Origin of the sequence: Thermosynechococcus sp. Uc (assembly GCF_029335995.1) — a bacterium.
GTDB lineage: Bacteria > Cyanobacteriota > Cyanobacteriia > Thermosynechococcales > Thermosynechococcaceae > Thermosynechococcus.
In genome coordinates this window covers 21,534-40,610 of record NZ_JARJMS020000004.1, presented here as the reverse complement: position 1 = coordinate 40,610, position 19,077 = coordinate 21,534, and the positions used below count along the sequence as shown (strand labels likewise).

General features: G+C 53.8%; 18 protein-coding genes. 11 read left to right on the top strand and 7 right to left on the bottom strand.

Going from position 1 to position 19,077, the window contains the following annotated elements; translation table 11 throughout:
* From P3X23_RS00510 to P3X23_RS00495, 4 genes are all read left to right on the top strand, one after another.
* Positions 1–990 (top strand): alcohol dehydrogenase catalytic domain-containing protein (locus P3X23_RS00510; protein ID WP_300872047.1); only part of this gene is annotated, 990 nt, incomplete at its 5' end.
* Positions 990–1,292 carry a DUF2499 domain-containing protein gene (locus tag P3X23_RS00505; protein WP_300872043.1) on the top strand — a complete coding sequence of 101 codons (303 nt, stop codon included), beginning with the start codon at positions 990–992 and terminating at the stop codon, positions 1,290–1,292. The genes P3X23_RS00510 and P3X23_RS00505, both read left to right, overlap by 1 nt.
* A gap of 258 nt (positions 1,293–1,550) precedes the next feature.
* The gene (locus P3X23_RS00500; protein WP_300872041.1) at positions 1,551–3,428 is read left to right on the top strand and encodes a sodium:proton antiporter; all 1,878 of its coding nucleotides are present in this window, start codon (positions 1,551–1,553) and stop codon (positions 3,426–3,428) included.
* Between the two features lie 114 nt (positions 3,429–3,542).
* A complete protein-coding gene (locus P3X23_RS00495; RefSeq protein ID WP_300872039.1) occupies positions 3,543–4,907 on the top strand; it encodes an S-layer homology domain-containing protein in 1,365 nt (454 codons plus the stop codon).
* Between the two features lie 3 nt (positions 4,908–4,910).
* Here the strand turns inward: P3X23_RS00495 and P3X23_RS00490 are convergent, their stop codons facing one another.
* Both P3X23_RS00490 and P3X23_RS00485 read right to left on the bottom strand, forming a co-directional pair.
* Positions 4,911–6,299 (bottom strand): NAD-dependent malic enzyme, encoded by a 1,389-nt coding sequence (locus P3X23_RS00490; protein WP_300872036.1) that lies wholly within the window; start codon positions 6,297–6,299, stop codon positions 4,911–4,913.
* Positions 6,300–6,355: 56 nt separating this feature from the next.
* A complete protein-coding gene (locus P3X23_RS00485) occupies positions 6,356–6,796 on the bottom strand; it encodes a hypothetical protein (RefSeq protein ID WP_300872034.1) in 441 nt (146 codons plus the stop codon).
* Between the two features lie 617 nt (positions 6,797–7,413).
* Here P3X23_RS00485 and P3X23_RS00480 point away from each other — a divergent pair.
* Genes P3X23_RS00480 through P3X23_RS00450 form a run of 7 tightly spaced genes read left to right on the top strand, consistent with a single transcriptional unit; the run spans position 7,414 to position 14,904 of the window.
* Entirely contained in the window at positions 7,414–7,686 is a 273-nt protein-coding gene (locus tag P3X23_RS00480; protein ID WP_300872031.1) for an RNA-binding protein, read from the top strand.
* 39 nt (positions 7,687–7,725) lie between these two features.
* Positions 7,726–8,271: a DUF3172 domain-containing protein gene (locus P3X23_RS00475; protein ID WP_300872028.1), complete on the top strand. Its 546-nt coding sequence runs from the start codon at positions 7,726–7,728 to the stop codon at positions 8,269–8,271.
* Between the two features lie 9 nt (positions 8,272–8,280).
* Positions 8,281–9,084, top strand: a complete 804-nt coding sequence (locus P3X23_RS00470) for an MlaE family lipid ABC transporter permease subunit (RefSeq protein WP_300872025.1) — start codon at positions 8,281–8,283, stop codon at positions 9,082–9,084.
* A gap of 11 nt (positions 9,085–9,095) precedes the next feature.
* A complete protein-coding gene (locus P3X23_RS00465) occupies positions 9,096–9,476 on the top strand; it encodes a DUF1818 family protein (RefSeq protein ID WP_300872022.1) in 381 nt (126 codons plus the stop codon).
* Between the two features lie 30 nt (positions 9,477–9,506).
* Positions 9,507–12,395, top strand: a complete 2,889-nt coding sequence (locus P3X23_RS00460; RefSeq protein ID WP_300872020.1) for a GAF domain-containing protein — start codon at positions 9,507–9,509, stop codon at positions 12,393–12,395.
* Positions 12,392–14,182, top strand: a complete 1,791-nt coding sequence (gene feoB / locus P3X23_RS00455; RefSeq protein ID WP_300872017.1) for a ferrous iron transport protein B — start codon at positions 12,392–12,394, stop codon at positions 14,180–14,182. Before P3X23_RS00460 ends, feoB begins: the two co-directional genes overlap by 4 nt.
* Positions 14,182–14,904, top strand: a complete 723-nt coding sequence (locus tag P3X23_RS00450) for a precorrin-2 C(20)-methyltransferase (RefSeq protein ID WP_300872014.1) — start codon at positions 14,182–14,184, stop codon at positions 14,902–14,904. The genes feoB and P3X23_RS00450 overlap by 1 nt, the downstream gene beginning before the upstream one ends.
* Here the strand turns inward: P3X23_RS00450 and P3X23_RS00445 are convergent.
* The 5 genes from P3X23_RS00445 to P3X23_RS00425 all read right to left on the bottom strand — a co-directional run bounded on the left by P3X23_RS00445 (position 14,901) and on the right by P3X23_RS00425 (position 19,029).
* Positions 14,901–15,356 carry an NUDIX hydrolase gene (locus P3X23_RS00445; protein WP_300872012.1) on the bottom strand — a complete coding sequence of 152 codons (456 nt, stop codon included), beginning with the start codon at positions 15,354–15,356 and terminating at the stop codon, positions 14,901–14,903. The genes P3X23_RS00450 and P3X23_RS00445 overlap by 4 nt on opposite strands.
* Positions 15,353–15,823: a thioredoxin-dependent thiol peroxidase gene (gene bcp, locus P3X23_RS00440; RefSeq protein WP_300872009.1), complete on the bottom strand. Its 471-nt coding sequence runs from the start codon at positions 15,821–15,823 to the stop codon at positions 15,353–15,355. Before bcp ends, P3X23_RS00445 begins: the two co-directional genes overlap by 4 nt.
* Positions 15,824–15,853: 30 nt before the next feature.
* A complete protein-coding gene (locus tag P3X23_RS00435; protein WP_300872006.1) occupies positions 15,854–17,005 on the bottom strand; it encodes a hypothetical protein in 1,152 nt (383 codons plus the stop codon).
* Between the two features lie 3 nt (positions 17,006–17,008).
* The gene (locus P3X23_RS00430; RefSeq protein WP_300872003.1) at positions 17,009–18,307 is read right to left on the bottom strand and encodes a hypothetical protein; all 1,299 of its coding nucleotides are present in this window, start codon (positions 18,305–18,307) and stop codon (positions 17,009–17,011) included.
* A gap of 128 nt (positions 18,308–18,435) precedes the next feature.
* Positions 18,436–19,029 carry a peroxiredoxin gene (locus tag P3X23_RS00425; RefSeq protein WP_300872000.1) on the bottom strand — a complete coding sequence of 198 codons (594 nt, stop codon included), beginning with the start codon at positions 19,027–19,029 and terminating at the stop codon, positions 18,436–18,438.
* Positions 19,030–19,077: the final 48 nt, after the last annotated feature.

Sequence of the window (19,077 nt, the reverse complement as noted above, 5' to 3'; positions counted from 1 at the left end):
ATTGCTGCCGATGAAGTGCTAGTCCGGGTCAGGGTGGTTGGGTTGTGCCAATCGGACATTAAAAAAATTCGCTATCCCCTCTATGAACCTCCCCGTATCTTTGGCCATGAAACGGTAGGTGAAATTGCTGCTGTGGGTGCAGCCGTGAGGGGTTGGCAGGTGGGTCAGCGGGTGGTGGTCATGCACCATATTCCCTGTATGCGCTGTGCCTACTGTCTGAATGAAAACTACTCCATGTGCCATGTCTATAAAACAGTGACGACAACGGCGGGCTTTATTCCCAGTGGTGGGGGCTTTGCTGAATATGTGAAAGTGCCGGGGCATATTGTGCAGCATGGGGGATTGATTTCCATTCCCGATGAGATTAGTGATGAAGAAGCCAGCTTTGTTGAACCCACCAACTGTTGTCTTAAGGCGGTGAAGAAGGCGGGGATTGCCCCTGGTCAGACGGTACTGGTAACTGGCGCTGGCCCTATTGGCTTAATGTTTGTTATGTTGGTCAATCTTTTTGGGGCGCGGGCGATCGCCACCGATTTGCTGCCCTCGCGAATTGCCAAAGCCAAGGAAGCTGGTGCTGCCGCTGCCTTTGATGCCCGCGACCCCGATCTTGCTGCCAAAGTTCAAGCCCTCACCCATGGTTTGGGGGTAGATGTGAGCCTTTTGGCGGTACCCAGCGAGAAAGCCTTTTTCCAAGCTCTGGCGTGTACGCGCAAGGGGGGCAAAATTCTCTTTTTTGCTGAGTTTCCCGATGAGGTGGAAATTCCCTTGAATCCCAACATTCTCTATCGCCACGAAATTGACCTTATGGGCAGCTATAGCTCCTCTTACCGCTGGCAGTCCCTTGCCTGCGATGTCATCTTTAACCGCCGCATTGATGTCAAAACTTTAGTGAGCGATCGCTATCCCTTGTCAAGACTGGCTGAAGCTGTGGAACAGGCGATCCACCCAACACCTGAGACCTACAAAATTCTCATCTATCCGGGGGCTTGATGCACGCTCTATCCCTCCCCACTTGGGTGGTTCATATTTCCAGTGTCTTAGAGTGGATGGCTGCCATTTGGTTTGTAGCTCAACTGGACCGCCGCTGTCCTCAGCGGGGCTGGCGATGGTTGGCATGGGCAATGCTGCCAGCTTTGGTGAGCGCCATGTGTGCTTGTACTTGGCACTACTTTGACAATGCAACCACCCTAGCTTGGTTGGTAGAGTTGCAAGCACTTTTAACCTTTGTGGGCAACTGTGCCCTCTGTGGGGCTGCCGCATGGCTATGGTGGCGATCGCAAAGCGTCTCGTAGGGGTTTGTGGCGTATCTTCCCCCTCTAGGGAACTCGGAAAAGCTTACAGCATTAGTTGAAATTGGCAGTGCTCAAGCACTTCCAGTATCCTGATAATCAAGTTCCCCACCTTCCCCCGCCAAGGGTGTGATCAATGTGGCCAATACATCAATACAATAGTCAACTCTTGATCTTTGCCGTCGATCTTCGCCGTAGAACAAGGAGGAATACTTGCCCATCAATCTAGCCCTCAATGCCTAAACCTCTGTGGAGGCTGCAATGGAAAGTAGTGCCGAACTGACCGCCCTGTTTGTTATAGCCGTTGTCTTGGGCATTGGTGCCCAAGTGATTGCCCAGTGGCTGCGGCTGCCCAGTATTGTCCTATTGTTGCTGACAGGGATTGCTTCAGGCCCTAGCGGCTTAGGACTAGTACATCCAGAGGTACTAGGGGAAGGTTTAGAGGTCTTAGTGCCCCTGTGTGTAGCCTTGATTCTGTTCGAAGGGGGCTTGAGTCTCGATCTTACGCGGGCTGACCAAGACATTACGGGTAGCCTTTGGAAACTCGTGAGCATTGGTGGCCTCATCACCCTGGTAGGGGGGGCAATGGCTGCCCATTGGCTAGGGGAATTTCCTTGGCAACTGGCGTTTCTCTACGCATCCCTCATCGTTGTTACTGGTCCAACGGTGGTTGGGCCGCTCCTGCGGCAGGTGGGGGTGGAGCATAAATTGGCGGTGATTCTTGAAGGGGAAGGCGTGCTCATTGACCCCATTGGTGCCATTTTGGCAGTGGTGGTGCTCAACGTAGTTCTCAACCAAGACTTGGGGATGGGGGCGATCGCCCTTGAAATTATTCAGCGCTTGGCGGTGGGGGCATTGATGGGTGGCCTTGGTGGCTGGTGCCTGAATCGGTTTCTGCGCCGCGCCTGGTTTTTGGTTGATGACCTGCGCAATCTCTTAGTGCTTGCTGTCCTCTGGGGTCTGTTCTGGCTCTCAGATCAACTGGTGAGCGAATCTGGCCTCATGATGGCCGTTGTCTTGGGGCTGGTGCTGCGGGGGTCTGATGTGCCGGGGGGACGGCTGCTGCGGCGCTTCAAAGGGCAACTGAGTACGCTGTCAATCTCGGTGTTGTTTGTGCTGCTGGCCGCCGATCTCTCGATTGCTGGCCTGTTGGAGCTAGGCTGGTCGGGCGTGCTCACGGTTTTGTGCTTGATGTTCCTCATCCGTCCCCTTGGGGTTCTGCTTTGTACATGGGGCAGTGATCTCAGTTGGCAACAAAAAGCCTTTCTCAGTTGGATTGCGCCGCGTGGAATTGTGGCCGCCTCCGTGGCCTCTCTTTTTGCAATTACGCTAACCAATGCTGGCATTAGTGGCGGCGATGCCATCAAGGGACAGGTGTTCCTGACAATTCTCATGACGGTCTTTGGTCAGGGCTTAACGGCTCGCTGGCTGGCAACGCAACTAAATGTTCGGGCACAGGGGGCATCGGGGGTAATGATTGCTGGCTGCACCCCCTTGGGTCGCCTGTTGGCGCGGATTCTGCGCGATCGCGGGGAGGAGGTGGTGATGATTGACACCGATCCAGAGGCCGTCGAACAAGCCCGCCGTGAACACTTACCGGTCTATCTCAGCAGTGCCCTTGACTTGAATATTTTACAAGAGGCAGGAATTACCCAATTGGGCACCTATCTTGCTGTAACCAGCAATACGGAAGTCAATGCGGTTTTGGCACAGCGCGTCCTCGAGGAATTTCATCCCCCCCGTGTCCTGGCTGCCCTTGAGTTAGAGGATTGTCCCTTGGGCTTAAGTCCTGCCTTTGCTAGCCAACTTTCCATTAAAAAATGGAACGAATACATCAGGAGCAATGCTGTACGCCTAGGGGAACTGGTCATTGAGGAGGAGCGATCGCAGTTGCAACGCCAACATCTGGAAGCGTTAGTGCGCTCTAGCAAAGTTCTCCCCCTCCTTGTGGAACGGCCAGAGGGATTGCGGGTCGTGCGAGCCAATGAAGAGTGGCAAGTGGGGGATCGCTTGATTTATTTGCTGCACAGCCCCAAACCCCACACCCTGCCGGCAGCTCTCATTTCTGGCTGGCAAATGAATACCCAAGTGGAATCAGTGCTCGTTCCCAGCGAAGCCTCTACCGCCAAGGGAACCTAATCCCCGGCTGACCGTCCATAGGCATCAAGAGAGTAAGCTGCGTGTTGTCCCCCTCAGGAGGGGGAGGCGCAACCCGTCAACCATCTTTAATGTCTTTATTTGGAGAGATTTGTTATGCAGAACCTATCACGGCGCAGCTTGGCTATCTTGAGCTGTGGCTTAATGAGTTCTAGCACTCTTGCCCTTTTGGCGGCTATTCCAGCTCAAGCCCAATCCCGTTTTAGCGATACCCAAGGCATCTGGGCACAGGCCTGTATTGACCACCTTGCTAGCCGCAATATCATCAGTGGCTATCCCGATGGCACCTTCCGTCCCTTTGCGGCAGTGACTCGTGCTGAATATGCAGCAATGCTGGGGAAGGCGTTTCCCAATGCGCCAGTGGTGCGCGCCCCCAGCACGTTTAACGATGTTCCGAGTACATTTTGGGCAGCCAGTGCAATTCAAAATGCCACCCGTACAGGCTTTTTGAGTGGCTATCCCGGCAATGTATTTCAGCCCAATCAGAACATTCCGCGGGTTCAGGCGATCGTAGCCTTGGCCAGCGGCTTGCAATATCCCACCCCTTCCTCGGTTGAGGAGGTCTTAGCCCAGTTTAATGATGCGGCGGCGATTCCAGCCTACGGGCGTACGGGGGTGGCTGCTGCCACTGCGAAACAGGTGGTGGTGAACTATCCCAATGTGCAGTTCTTTGCCCCCAATCAACTGGCCACCCGTGCGGATATTGCCGCCTTCCTCTGTCAAGCGACCCGTGCCCCCGGCGCCCAAGCCCTGGTGCCCACTCAGTACATTGCCGGTGCAGCAACTGCTTCCCCCATTGCCCTCAGTCTGCCAGCGGGTCAGCAAATTTCAGCCCGCTTTCCCGATGCGGAGCGGATTGTCCTCAGCCCCAATGAAACGGTTGCCATTCGCTTGGTGACGGCTGCCGATGTCCGCGATAGCCAAGGGCGTCTTGTGATTCCCATGGGCAGTGAAATTTTTGGTCAAATCCAGCCCGCCCAAGGAGGCTCCCAATTTGTGGCTAATACGGTGGTGATCAATAATCGCCAACTGCCAATTGCCGCCAATTCCCAAGTGATTCGCACGATTCGCGATGCCCGTGACCCCAACATTGGCAATGTCTTCCGCAATGCGGCCATTGGTTCGGCGGTAGCTGCAGGTATTTCTGGTCTTGCAGGAAACCGCACGATTACGCCCCTTAAAGTGCTCACGGGAACAGTGACGGGGGCAGCCATTGAAACCAACCAAGGACGGCCTGCCACCTCCATTATTCGCGATACACTGATTGGTGCCGCTTTGGCCACCGGTGCCTCGGCAGTAATTGGCGATCGCAAAGTTACGCCCGAAAAAGTGATTACGGGTGCAGCTGCCGGTGCAACCATTGGGGGCGTTATTGATCCGGCGGTGCAGCGACTGGTGGTGGTGGATGCCAATACGGATTTAGGCTTGACCCTAACTCAACCCTTTACGGTCTCCCGATAGCAACTAGGCACGAGCCAACCCCAGCGATCGCGCGCATTCTTCTACCGCCCTGGCCACTGCTGGTACCACCCGTGGATCAAACACCGAGGGAATGATATAGGCTGAGTGCAGTTCCGAGGGACTCACTAAAGCGGCGATCGCGTCTGCAGCTGCCAGAAACATTTCCTCGGTCAGCCGCGGGGCTCGACAGGCGAGAACCCCCTTAAATACCCCCGGAAAGGCCAACACGTTGTTGATTTGATTTGGATAGTCACTGCGTCCAGTGGCCACTACCGCCACTTGGTCAAGGATCAGTTCGGGGTGAATTTCCGGCACGGGGTTGGCCATGGCAAACACAATGGCGGCTTTGGCCATGCGTTGCACCATTTCCAATGTGAGGACACCGGGGCCGCTCAGGCCAATAAAGACATCGGCATCCTGTAGGGCATCGGCAAGGGTGCCGGTTTGGGTAACAGCAAATTCCCGTTGGGCAGGGGTGAGTGTTCCTTGGAATGAAAGAATACCTTGGCGATTACACAGGAGCAGGTTCTGGGCACCGGCTTTGCGCAGCAGTCGGCCTACGGCAATCCCCGCTGCTCCGGCGCCATTAATAACAATACGCACAGTGTCTAGGGATTTGCCCACCAACTGCAGGGCATTTTTGAGGGCAGCGAGGGTGACGATGGCAGTACCGTGCTGATCGTCGTGGAAGACAGGAATATCGAGTTCTGCTTGCAGACGGGCTTCTATATCAAAACAGCGGGGGGCACTAATGTCCTCGAGGTTGATACCACCAAAGACGGGGGCAATGCGTTTTACAGTGGCAACGATTTCATTGACATCCTGTGTGGCTAAGCAAATGGGAAAGGCATTTAGACCGGCAAACTCCTGAAAGAGCATGGCTTTGCCCTCCATGACCGGTAGAGCAGCCTCTGGGCCGATATTCCCTAGTCCCAAGACAGCACTGCCGTCACTGACAATGGCAACGGTATGGCTTTTGATTGTGAGTTTGTGCACCAAGTGCGGATCGTCAGCGATCGCCTGAGACACCCGCCCGACACCGGGGGTATAGGCCATTGCCAGGGCATCATATTCTTGGAGGGGATGTTTGCTTTTAACGGTAATTTTGCCCCCCTCGTGGAGCCGAAAGGTGCGATCGCTCACCTCTAGCACGGTAGCCTTAGTGTCAGATTTGACCGCATTGACAATAGCTTCAGCATGATTGCGGTTCGCAGCTACTACTACCAGTTCCCGCACAAGGCTATTGGCTGTTTTTTCAATCAGGGTGATGGAACCCACTTGCCCCTGCTGTTCCCCAATAACCTGAAGAACAGTTCCTAATTCTGTTGGATCCAAAGAGGTTTTTAATTGAAGTGTTAGACTGTAGGCGGGCGTTGGGGTCAGCTTAACCATTCAGACTTAACCAAAAGTTAACGGCAAAAGGTACCGTCTGATGATAACACCTCTGCCTAGTTTCCTGTTTGGGTGGCAATGGGCAGAGGCGCAGCTTTGCAGGCAGCCAAAATGGCGCGATCGCCGGCACTGAGGTGACGTAGGTGATAAAAGCTGAATAAGTCAATTTCCGCTGGATAGGTTTCCTCTTCATAGGTGGGGAAAACGGTTACCTGAAGTTGGCGATCGCCAACGGTACCCCGAAAACAGTCAAAAGAGGAATTGGGCAAATAAAGTGCCCCATAGACATTGCGATCTTTGACTTCAAAGACAATATAGCTGTGGCCTACCTGTTGGGGCTGCGGAGACTCCCCAAAAAGATATAGCCCATTGGCCAATGGAAATTGATTTTGTCGTGCCAAAAGTGGTTGAGCGATCGCCAGCCCATTGGCAAACCCAAGGGCAACCAGTCCCAATAAAACTGAAAGTGACTGACCCAAACGTGCCAATGAAATCATTCTATTTCCCTACCTGAAACGCAAAGTCATCTAAACCAGTGTTTTGAAGCGTCAGCCGTAGCGAAGGGCGGTGTCGTTACGCTGATACTTTGATCTTGACAGGTTGATAGCCGCTTTTCGTTGGAACTATGCCACTAGTGGCACAGGCACAAGTTTCCCCCTAAAGACGATAGTCCTTGCTAGCGTTGTTAATTGATTCACATTCTTGGCAAGAAGAGAGTCGATATCCAGAAGTGTTGAACGATAGCTTGACAGGCTGGGAAAAACGTAAAGAATGCAACCTTTCCTCCCTTAAAAAGTCGAAAAAATCATAAATTTTGCATTAACTTTGTCATCTTTTAGAGCTACTGTCAAATCTATCCTCAAGCGCCTCACCCCTTGTGGCTATCCTGTTTTGATGCTCTGGGGGAACTCCTGTGACTTAACATAGCGCTTTTGATGGTATCTTTCAACACGTCAGCCGCAGAGGAATTAATTTCTTGTTAACCGTGTGTATTTTGGAGCGGATAGAAAACGTTAATTTTCTTTGCAAGGTGTTGGGTTCTGTAGTCTGGATCGCATGGACAGTGAAAAGTAAGAGGCTATGATGATTCTCAAACTGCTTCTGAGTTCGGGTTATGACACTGTACATCGGCAACCTCTCCTATGAGGCCACAGAAAACGATCTTCGCGAAGTTTTTGAAAAATATGGCGCTATTCGCCGGATTGTGTTGCCGGTGGATCGAGAAACAGGCAAACGGCGTGGCTTTGCTTTTGTCGAACTGATGGATGAAACTCAGGAGGCCGCTGCCATTGATGATCTCGACGGTGCGACATGGCTAGGGCGGGTGCTCAAGGTCAACAAGGCGAAGCCAAAACAGGCGGGGGGGCAGTCAAACCCCGCCTTCTAAGGGCATACTGGTAGGGAAGTGCTGTTCACTCTTCCTGCTATGCCTCGACGTTCGCCATCGCCACCGCGTCCCCAAACTCGTCGCTCTCCCCAACCAGAATCAAAGTCAGCGCTGAATACCCGCACTTTGGCAGTGTTGGGAGGGGTGTTTATTATTGGCGTCGGCGTGGGGGTCACCTTTAGTAAAACCACAACCCTTAACCCTGATAACGTGGCCTCGACGCAGTTTATTGATCAGGCGGCGCCTAATCCCGATATTTGTGTGCAGTTTGGTGCGAGCGCGATCGCCGTGGATACACGGATTTTTGTTACTTTTAACCCCTTCTCCGTCTTTGTTTCTCAACCCTTGATGCAGCCGGGCTGTGTGATTCGCGCCAACAACGTTGCCCTTTTAGAACAGCGGCAACTAATTACAGGAGAACAATTGCGCAGTTGTCGGCAGCGGCTGAATACATTTGGCTATGTGGGCAACCTTGAAGGCAAACCTGAAATAAGCTGTGTCTATCAGAGCACAACGGATAAAAACCTCTTCCTCAAACTCTCAGGGTTGGGAAATGGTGCTGCGGGGGAAACCAATAATTTCTAGGACACAACGATGAAGGCAATGAAGTGGCCACGGCTGCGCTGGCGTGCAAGTCAGGGCGTACAACGCTTGGGTACGGCCTTTCTCTTGATGGGTCAAGTCATCTTCTATCTAGTGCGGGGCCGGATTGCTCTGCGCAACTTAATTGAGCAAATGGCTTTGGTGGGACCTGCTTCCCTCAGTGTTGCCCTAATTACAGCAGCGTTTGTGGGCATGGTATTTACGATTCAAGTTGCCCGTGAATTTATTACCTTTGGTGCCACCTCTGCGGTGGGTGGGGTGCTGGCGATCGCCCTTGCGCGGGAACTTGGCCCTGTGCTGACAGCGGTGGTACTCGCCGGTCGGGTTGGCTCCGCCTTTGCGGCTGAAATTGGTACCATGAAAGTTACTGAGCAAATTGATGCCCTTTATATGTTGGGCACAGATCCTGTGGACTATTTAGTGGTGCCACGGTTTATTGCCTGCGTGCTGATGTTGCCAATTCTCAATCTCTTGGCATTGGTGACAGGGCTGTGGGGGGGCTTGATTATTGCCGATTATCTCTATGGCATTCCCCGTGGGGTTTATGTTGAGTCCATTCAGAACTTCCTGCAAACTTGGGATCTGTGGAGTTCGATAATCAAGTCCGGTATTTTTGGGGGGGTGGTGGCCATCATTGGCTGCAACTGGGGCATGACAACGACAGGAGGCGCCAAGGGGGTCGGTCAATCCACCACGGCTGCTGTGGTGATCTCCCTATTGGCGATCTTTATCCTCAACTTCTTCCTGTCTTGGGCTCTCTTTGGCGGCAACAGTAGCCTTGTTCCCACGTTTTAGAGGGCAAACCGGTGGAACTGCGGGTGGGGCAAGGCTGGCGGGTGGGCTGGCGCAATGATCAATTCTATACGGGGTTGGTGGGGGCTCAAGATTGGGCAACGGAACTCACTAGTAGAGAATTCAAGGCATTTGTGGATTTATTCCGTCAACTCCACGGGGAGCTTCAGGCGATCGCCCCTGAATTGATGCCGCAGGAAATGATTACCCTCAGTGGCAGCAACAACGCTGTCCATTTGGAATTGGAGGGCTATCCCCATAGCTATAGTCTGCATTTAATTGTGTTGGGCGATCGCCGAGTGGAGGGGACATGGCCTGCCCCTGTGCCCCCAGACTTTCTCCTCGCCTGCTGTGAATTGCAGGACAGGATTGCGCAGAGTCAAAGTTTAGAATAAAAGACATCCTTCTCGGTTGCGATCGCCCCTATGACCTCTGCCAAGTCCTCGAAGGTCAGCCCCGCTTTGGCGGCACTTGTCAATACCATCAAACAGTTGCAACAGCAAGAGCAAATTGGCGGACTGATTGCTCCCTTGGTGAGTTTTGCCCAAGAAACCCTCGGCATGTCCTTTGTCTGGTTGGCGCTGTACAACGAAACCTCTAAACAACTCATCGGTCAGGGGGGAACAACGCCCGTTGGTGATCATCTCTTGCTTAAGCAAAAATTGACCCTTGCTGCCGGTAGCCTCCTCGACCAGGTATTAATGAACCGCAAGCCCATTAGCTTACCCAGCCTAAAAGAGGAGCCGCGCTTGGCAGAGTTGCGGGAAGCCGCCACCCGCTTGGGTCTGCAAGGCACTGCCATCTATCCCATTATTCGTCAGCGTCAAGCCCTTGGCATTCTCATGGTTGGTTCCACGGCATGGGGTGATACCCTGCGCGGGGATGATTTAGCCCACATGAGCCTCCTGGTGAGTGCCTTGGGGGCAGAACTAGAACGGCTGACAGCAACCCAAGCAACGAAAGCTGCGCCGGCAGCAAAGCAAGCGGCTGCTCCCACCATTGGCAGTGAGGACCCCATACGTCATCTCCTCCAAGAGGCCAGCCGTGCCTCTAGTTTAGGTCAACGCATTGAAGCGTTGTTGCGAGCAGTACACCAATTCTGTCAACCTCAACGCACTAGTCTTTTTTGGCGAGATTTGGAGCAGCCCCTCTATCGGCGGCGCAGCTACACCGTTGGTAAACCCCAAAGCCGTGAGAGCCAGCGGCAACCCTTGGCCATTACACAGCAGGAATTAGCCGGTTGTTACACTGCCCTTGCCAGCGGTCAAACCGTGAGTGTCAGCGATAGTCAAAGTGTCGTCAGTGCCACTGCGCCATTGCGGTTGATGCAAATGCTGAATTGCCGCGCCCTTGTCGCGACCCCAATTCTAGTAGGGACGGATGTCATAGGCTTTCTCACGCTGGAGCACAATGAACCTTACCCTTGGAACGACAACGAGAGGAAACTCCTCCAAGTCGCCGCAGAGCTATTGGCATTAGCAGCCCCCACTGAACGCCTTGAGCACCTTTTAGCACAAACTCAGCACACCCAAAGCTTAGTGAGTGAGTTGGCCCAAGCTATCTGTGATGAGCAGGACTGGAAGCAAGTGCTCCATCATGCGGGTGAAAAATTAGCGGCGGATTTAGGGGCACAGTGGGTCTTTTTGCTGACGTACAATCCTTTGACTCAAGCCTTTGATGTCCTGTTGCAGTATCCAGCTCCCCGTGGGCGCGATCGCCATCCGCCATTTCCGCCTCTGCAAAAAATGGATTGGCAGCTTCTGGAAACAGCAACAACAGCTGTTGCCCTTGAGGACTACAGACATGAACTGCGCCTCCACTCTTGGAAAGAGGTTCTCGGCAAGCTGAATATTCAGTCTCTTCTAGTGGCAACCACTACCCCCGGCCATTCTTTGGAGGCACTGCTGTTGGTGGGGCGGAATGAACCGACGACTTGGGGCAAAAGTCAGCAAACCCTGGTACAGGAGGTGGCGCGCACCCTTGGCCTCATTAGCCATCAATGGCAACTGCAAAACACAAATACACAGCAGGAGCAGGTGCGATCGGCAATGCTGGCGGGTCTTACGGCACTGCAGCGCACCCAAAACCTCGAGCGCATTGAACTGACGGGTTTGCAGCAGCTTATGAACTTAATGCAAGTGCCCCTTGTGGCTCTAGTGACTTGGCGACCAGGGCAGACCATTGGTTCAATTGTGGCACCCCCCCCTGGTCATCCCAAGTTTGCCATTCGCCATGAGGCTGAAGTGGCCATCTATGAAGACCCCTTGATCCACAGCGCCTTGATGGCCTCCCAAGCCGATAACTACGGCAATCCCTACGCTTGGTTAATTCAAACCACAGCAGCAGAACTGGATTCACGCACGCGGGAGTGGCTCTCAGGGCCAGATATTGGTCAAATTTTAGCGATCGCCCTGCGCACAGATCCAGAATATGAGCCTTCGGGAGTTCTCATTGTTGCTGATCGGCGCGATCGCCACTGGTCAACCTTGCACCTAGAGGCCTTCATTACCCTTGTCAACCATTTGGCTTGGGCACACCGCAGTACCTCCCTCATTCAGATGCTCACCCAAGGTTGGCAAACCCTTGAAACGCTCAACTGGTATAAACACCGTCGCCTTGAACAGGTCTATGGTCAACTGGCGGGTTTTTGCAATCAGTTGACGCAATGGCTTCAGCAGCACCCTGAGGTGGATCCACTGCTGCGGCGGTTGGGCACGCTCTTGCAAACCCAGTTGGAATCCCTCCATCCCCTCTTGAGCCATGAGGTGTGGCAACTAGACAAAGCCAGTGACACAGCGGGTCTAGCTGTGCTCCTCAAACGGGTAATGGATCGCATTGAAAACTGGAAGCAGCGCAAGCAACTGTGGATTCAGGTGCACAATCAGCCCGTGCTCACCCTCAGCGGCGACATCAATAAGCTGGAGTTAATCCTCTATGAGCTACTGCTGTTTGCCTGCCAGCGATCGCCCTCCCAAGGTCGCATTGACATTTGGTGCCAACAAATCGAAAGCCTAGGTCAAGGGGGCAAAATACAGTCTTGGCTAGAACTCTCCATTACCGACAACGGCGAAGTGGAGCCCCAGTTACTCATTAAGCTGCACCAACTCGAACATCTCGACTGGCTTGCCCCCTCCAGCCTCGATCAGCCCCCCGGACGGCACCTTAAAGTCTGCTTTAACCTGTGCCAGCGCCTAGGCTACAACCTCGATATGTATAAATTAGAAGATGGCCGCTTCCTCAGTCGTCTGCTGATTCCCCTGAATAATGGCGACACGGGTACCTTTGAACTACAATCCTCGCAACCCCGCCAATGACCTCGAGCACGATCGCCCTTCTCGGCCTCCCCAATACTGGTAAATCCACATTTTTCAATCGCCTTGCCGCAGCGCGTGCCCATGTCGGCAACTGGCCGGGAATTACGGTGGACTTGGCAGAAGCCGAGATTGCCCTCAATGGTGAGAGGGTTAAGCTAGTGGATTTGCCGGGCATCTACGATCTGGCGGGGACGGCTGCTGATGAAACCATTGTGCGTGAGTTTTTCCAGCAGGTGCCGGTGCGGCTGGTGTTGGTGATTCTTAACGCCAGTCAAATTGAGCATCAATTGCGCTTGGCGCTGCAGGTGCAGGCTTGGGGGCTACCGATGGTCGTACTTCTGAATATGGCCGATGAAGCCCGACAACTGGGAATTCAAATTGATACGGAGAAATTGAGCGATCGCCTCGGGGTGCCCGTAGTGGCGCTCAGTGCTAAATACGGCGGTGGCTACTGGCAGGCCTATGAAACGATTTGTCATGCCCTCAAGGAGGCGCCCATTCCCGCAACCCCCCTCTTGAGACCACTGTTGCCAGAGATTGATCCAGAGGCGATCGCGCCTCTAGTGGCGGACACTGTCACTTTCCCCAGTGGCGCCGTTCGCAGACTAACAGAGCAGTTGGATTACTGGTTGCTGCATCCCCTGTGGGGACTCCCCCTCTTTTTTGCGGGGCTATACCTTGTCTTTCAAGTGGTGTGGGTGTTAGGTCTTGGGGTGCAAGGCTGGCTCAGTGATACCTTTGACGCTTTTCAAGGACAGGTATTGGAGCCATTCCTTGCCGGGCTTCCTCCCTTACTCAGCAGTTTGCTCATTGAGGGCATCTACGGAGGCATGACGACGGTGGCAGCGTTTGTGCCTTTAGTAACAATTTTCTTTATTGTGATGGCGATTGTCGAGGACAGTGGCTATCTTGCCCGTGCCGCCTACCTGATGGATGGTTTGATGGCTCGTTTGGGCTTGGATGGGCGCAGTTTTGTCCTCAGCTTAATGGGCTTTGGCTGCAATGTCCCTGCCCTGATGGCGACTCGCATTATTCGCTCGCCGGGACTGCGGCTGCTGACGATGCTGGTTATTCCCTTTTCCCTTTGTTCGGCGCGGCTACAGGTGTTTGTGTTTCTCATTGCCTGTTTGTTTCCGCCGCAGTGGGGGGCAGCCGTCCTTGTCTCCCTCTATGGCTGGAGTATTCTGGCGGCCTTGCTTACGGCGCTCTGTTTTCAGGGGTACTTCCCCAACACGGATCCCTTTTTGCTGGAGCTGCCCCCCTATCGCTGGCCAACGGGGCAACAGGTGCTCCTGCGGGCATGGGGAGAGGTGCACCATTTCCTCGCGCGGGCAACGGGCTTTATTATGATTGGTGTCTTGGTGGTGTGGGCCTTGACCCATTTGCCCTTAAACGCTACGCCGTCGAGTCCTCAAACTTGGGCAGGGCAACTAGGTACCGCTTTGCAACCCCTGCTGGCACCCGTAGGCATTACACCCGCCCTAACGATTGCCCTGATCGTTGGCTTTGTGGCCAAGGAGATTGTCATTGGCGCGTTAGCAGTGATTTATCACCTCTCAGGTACGGCGTTACAGCAGGCGATCGCCCAGGAGTTGACGCCCCTACAGGCCTATAGCTTTATGCTCTTTACGCTCCTGTACACCCCCTGTCTCAGTACCCTTGCTACGCTCTGGAGTGAATCAAAACGCTGGCAGTTTAGTCTTTTTGCTACCCTCTATGCCCTAGGGATGGCATGGGTTGTGAGTGGCAGTGTCTATCAACTGGGACACTGGTGGGGATGGGGCTGATGGTCACCCTCTGCGGCATTGGCGTAGGACCAGGAGACCCCGAACTCATTACCCTCAAGGGCTGGCGGCGTCTCCAGCAAGCAAAGGTGATTGCCTTTCCCGCAGGACTAGGGGGACGACGTGGCATCGCGGAGGAGGTAATTGCCGGCTACAAAGAACCCTGGCAAACCTGCCTTCCCTTGGAGTTTCCCTATGTTCTTGAACAAGCGGTTTTAGAACAGGCATGGCAAAAGGCGGCAGAGCAAGTTTATGCATACCTCGTTCAGGGCACTGATGTGGTTTTTGTCTCCGAAGGAGATGTCAGTTTCTACAGTACGTTTTCCTATCTGGCGGCAGCCGTCCAAGCCCTTGCCCCCCACGTCCAGATTGAGGCCATTCCAGGGGTTTGCTCGCCCTTGGCAGCAGCGGCCAGTTTGGGGGTGCCCCTGACCTTGGGGAGCGATCGCCTAGCAATTTTGCCGGCGATGTACCATGTGGAGGAGTTAGCCCAGGTGTGGGCGTGGGCGGAAGTAATGGTTTTAATGAAGGTGCGATCGGTCTATGGTCAGGCCTGGCAGTGGCTCCAGGAACACCGCCTCTTGGAACAGGCAGCAGTGGTGAGCTGGGCAACAACGCCGAAACAGCAAATCTACACCCCCCTTACGGACTTTCCGACCTTAACTTTGCCCTACTTTTCACTGCTCATGGTTTGGAAAAGGAAGTTGCATCTGCGGAACGTCTAAGTCAATCCCAAATTTCCACTCAAATAGTCTTGTAACTGTTGGGCATGGTCGTGGGCGAGATGGGCTAAGGGGAGGTCGCTCAGGGGAAACGCCTGTACCGCACACACTTCCTTGACATCCAAAACCTTTGGCTCACCGACAACGCGGGCGGCAATGGCAATACACACAGCATGAACGCGGGGATCTCGCCGCGGGTCAGAATAAACTCCCACGAGGCCTTCAAAGTGTTTAAGGTGCAGTCCGGTTTCCTCAGCCAGCTCCCGTGCCCCTGCATCGAGAATTGTTTCCCCCCAATCCATCATGCCACCGGGTAGCGACCATTGCCCTGTATCGCGGCGCTGAATGAGAATCAGGCGATCGCCCGCCGTCAGGGCAATCACCGAGACAGCAACAAAGGGATGTCGCCACACCCGTTTCAAGAAAAAACGGGCAATTCGCCAAAACCAGTTCACCCCTGTAGCCGCTCCAGATCCGCTAGCACTTGTGCAACATGAGCATCGGGTTTGACGCGCCGATAAATGGCCGCAATTTTGCCCGCAGGATCAATGATAAACGTATCCCGATAAACACCAAGGTATTCCTTGCCCATGAACTTTTTCGGACCGTAGCTGCCATAGGCTTGGGCAACGCTGGCGTCTGCGTCTGACAGCAGGGGAAAGGGCAAGTTGAGCTTTTGCTGAAATTTGGCGTGGGAGGCAACGCTATCGGGGCTGATGCCGAGAACCACAACGTTGCGCTCCCCCAAGACAGGAGTGACATCGCGGTAGGTACAGGCTTCCTTGGTACAGCCAGGGGTATTATCGCGGGGATAAAAGTAGAGAATCAGCCACTGACCCTGAAAATCGGCCAAGCGCACAGTCTGCCCCCTGGCGTCTGGGAGTTCAAAAGGAGGGGCGATCGCCCCAACGGTTAGGGACATTTCTGAGCAATTCCCAATGTTTTGCCATTTCTATCTTCTCCCAGTTTGGCGCCTGCGGCGGTGGCTCTCGCCCTCAAAAATAAAAAGGCGGACAAACAGATACACCATGAGCTGGCGATAGCGATAGAGTAGGAGGGCAATCGCCGGTGTTAGAACCACAAAAAAGCCATAGAAGCCAACGACGGTTGCTAAATCGGTATGGAAAAAATCGCGGGCCAGACGAACAAAATCGTGATCCATCCCCCCTTTGCCCATTAGGTACATCTCCCGAAACACAGGATTAAACTGCAACTGCCAAGCAAAGCGCATGTTAAAAAACACGATGAAAAATCCGACCATACTGTAGAGGGGGCGTTCAATTGGATAGCGACACCCCCAACCACTAAGGGCACAGTAGAGAAAAATCACTGCAAAGATGAGCTCGAAGCCATGCCCCATCGCCACAAAAAGCATTTCATGGACGGGAGTGAAGGCCACAAGGGTATAAAGCAGCGTCAAGACCCCAAGGCAAGCCAGAGTAAGGCGATGGTGACGGTAGAAATAGGCCAAGGCCAGCAATCCTGTATAAATGAGCAGCACAATGCCCCCCGCGCGATCGCCGTGGAGGGTGACGCCGCCACCATAGCGAAAATCAAAGGCGGGCACTGCCGCATAACCAAAGAGCCACGCCATCACTGCATGACCCATCTCATGGACAAGGGTAATCAGCGGACTGAGTAAAAAGGTTACTTGCTCTGATGCCAAAAGGAGAAGCGATAGACCGAATCCCGCTGCGATCACTTGCCAATCTCTGGGGCTGAGGGGTTGTACGGGAATGCCAAACTCTTCCTTGCGGGGGAGCGCGAGGTTCTGGCGCAGATGCCCACCCTTGGCAAGGCGTTGCAACTCATGGGGATGCGTGAGATCTAGTACCTCTTGCCAGCGTTCCTTGCTGTCTTGGTAGGCCGTGATCAGGATGTTGCTGTGGGCGTAGCTTGGCCAAGAGATTAGTTCGCGAGCAAGTAGCGTTAGCACAATCGCAGCAGCAACAGCTGTCGGACACTGGAGGCGCAACAACAGACATTCGCGCCGCTGGTGTACGGTTACGGCGATTCCCTGAGGCGCAAGCGCCGCCCCTAGGAGGGCTTGAATGGCCTCGAGATCCCCTCTGGCAGCCGCGAGGCGTCGGGCAGAGCAGGTCATGATCTACTCCGATTCCAGGCGGCGTAACCACTCGCGATCAATGGCTTCCGATTGGGCGAGTTCCTGCTCGACTAAATCCTGATCTGAGCGATAAATAACATCCTGCTCATGGATTTGCCGCTGCTGGGCGTAGGCTTGAGCCGCCCGTAATTTAGCACGTAACTGCGGTGTGGGATTGGCTAGGAGATTGGCGTAATGGTAGCGGCGGGCATTGCGATCGCGAATGCGTTGGTTTTGCCATAGCAACCAGTAGTAACGCCCCAGGGGAATTCCCAAAAAGCCAAGGCCATAGCCCAGCAAAATCCAAAAGATGGAGGCTACAAAGGCCACCAGTCCCCCCAGTTGTTGGGCGATCGCCCCATCTCCCAACAGGTACCACAACATCAGTGCCCCGATGAGGTTAATACAGCCCAAGCCAATGGCCACCATAATTTGCCAAGAGGGGGCGCGACTAAAGTGCCAGAGGCGTTCTTCCAAGATCGGGGGAAGCGTTTGCCGCTGATCTTTGCGAGTTTGAGCCGTTGTTTGTAACTCAGGAAAGCGATAGATAATCTGCCCTGTCTCCGTGACTTCGGGGCGGCCATTAAAGTGGGTCAGCACGGGCAGCATATACCACTCGTCGTCCCCCGGATCGGTGTCTAAATCGAGATAGGGGGCAATTTGCTCTGCGGTGACCGCCCCGCCATTGTTGCGGATGACTTGGCCAATGAGTTGCCAGCGGCGTTCTTCCAAGTCAGCATTGGGATTGCCATCGCCAAAAAGGAAAGAATAAACCCCCTCAAAGAAGTTCATCTCCTCGCCATTGTCTTGGGACAAGGGGGGCGATCGCCGCAGCGACGGATCACCAAAGAAGTACCAAAAGTCAGGAAAGACCCAAAAATGAATGCCACCGCCCCCCCAAGTGTTCCCTCGACCGCGATCGTCACTGTCTCGCCCTTGACTGGAAAGGGCAATCAAAATCATGGCGATCGCTAGGAAAATCAGAACAATCGAAAGAATAAGAAAAATGCCAAAGGAAATGCGAATTAGATAAAAAACAACACCCCAAACCCTCTGCGCCACTGCCCGCAGCCGCAGTTGCCAGTACTTGGCTTGCAGGATACTGCGAAAATTTCTGGGAAAGACGTAGGCAATATCACCGCTTTCAGCCACTTGGAGTGTTCCGCCGACATCGGCAGCCAAGGTCATTAATCCTTTTTCAGCCGTTTGCAGCGGCAAGCCTGCCGTCCCCGCCACATCCCCGGCGGTAACCCGGTACCCCAGTGTTTCTACAGCTTGCAGCAGGCGGCGATCGACCGTCATGTTTGCCTCCCTATTTGGCAAAGGGTCCTTCTTCCACCCTAGCGTTTTCTGACAGGTCTGAGGGAGACAAAAAGAACCCACCCTATGGGCAGGTTCGGTGCACAGATCAGTCTGAGAAAGAGGGGCAATTAGCCCACCGCTTCAAAATAGACTTTGGATTTGACGGGGTCAGGGTTCATGGTTTTGTCACCGGGTTGCCAGCCCGCAGGGCAGACTTCGTCGGGGTGAGTTTGAACGTATTGAATAGCTTGCAGTACCCGCAGGGTTTCGTCAACGTTACGGCCAAAGGCCAAGTTGTTGATTGTTGCGTGTTGGATAATCCCTTCTTTGTCAATGATAAAAAGACCGCGCAGGGCTACCCCTTCTTCGGTCAACACGTTGTAGGCAGTACTGATTTCTTTCTTGAGGTCGGAAACAAGGGGATATTTGAGATCGCCGACACCCCCAGCTTTGCGATCGGTTTGCGTCCAAGCCAAGTGGGAGAACTGGCTATCCACAGACACGCCAAGGATTTCGGTGTTCAGCTTAGCAAATTCGTCGTAGCGATCGCTAAAGGCAACAATTTCCGTGGGGCAGACAAAGGTAAAGTCCAAAGGATAGAAAAAGAGAACCACGTATTTACCGCGATAGTCCGAGAGTTTAATGGTTTTAAACTCTTGGTCATAAACAGCAACTGCTTCAAAATCAGGGGCGGGCTGACCCACGCGCAGACAGTCAGACATAAACCTCGTACTCCTAACTACGACAGGTTGAATAGGGCTGTTCACATT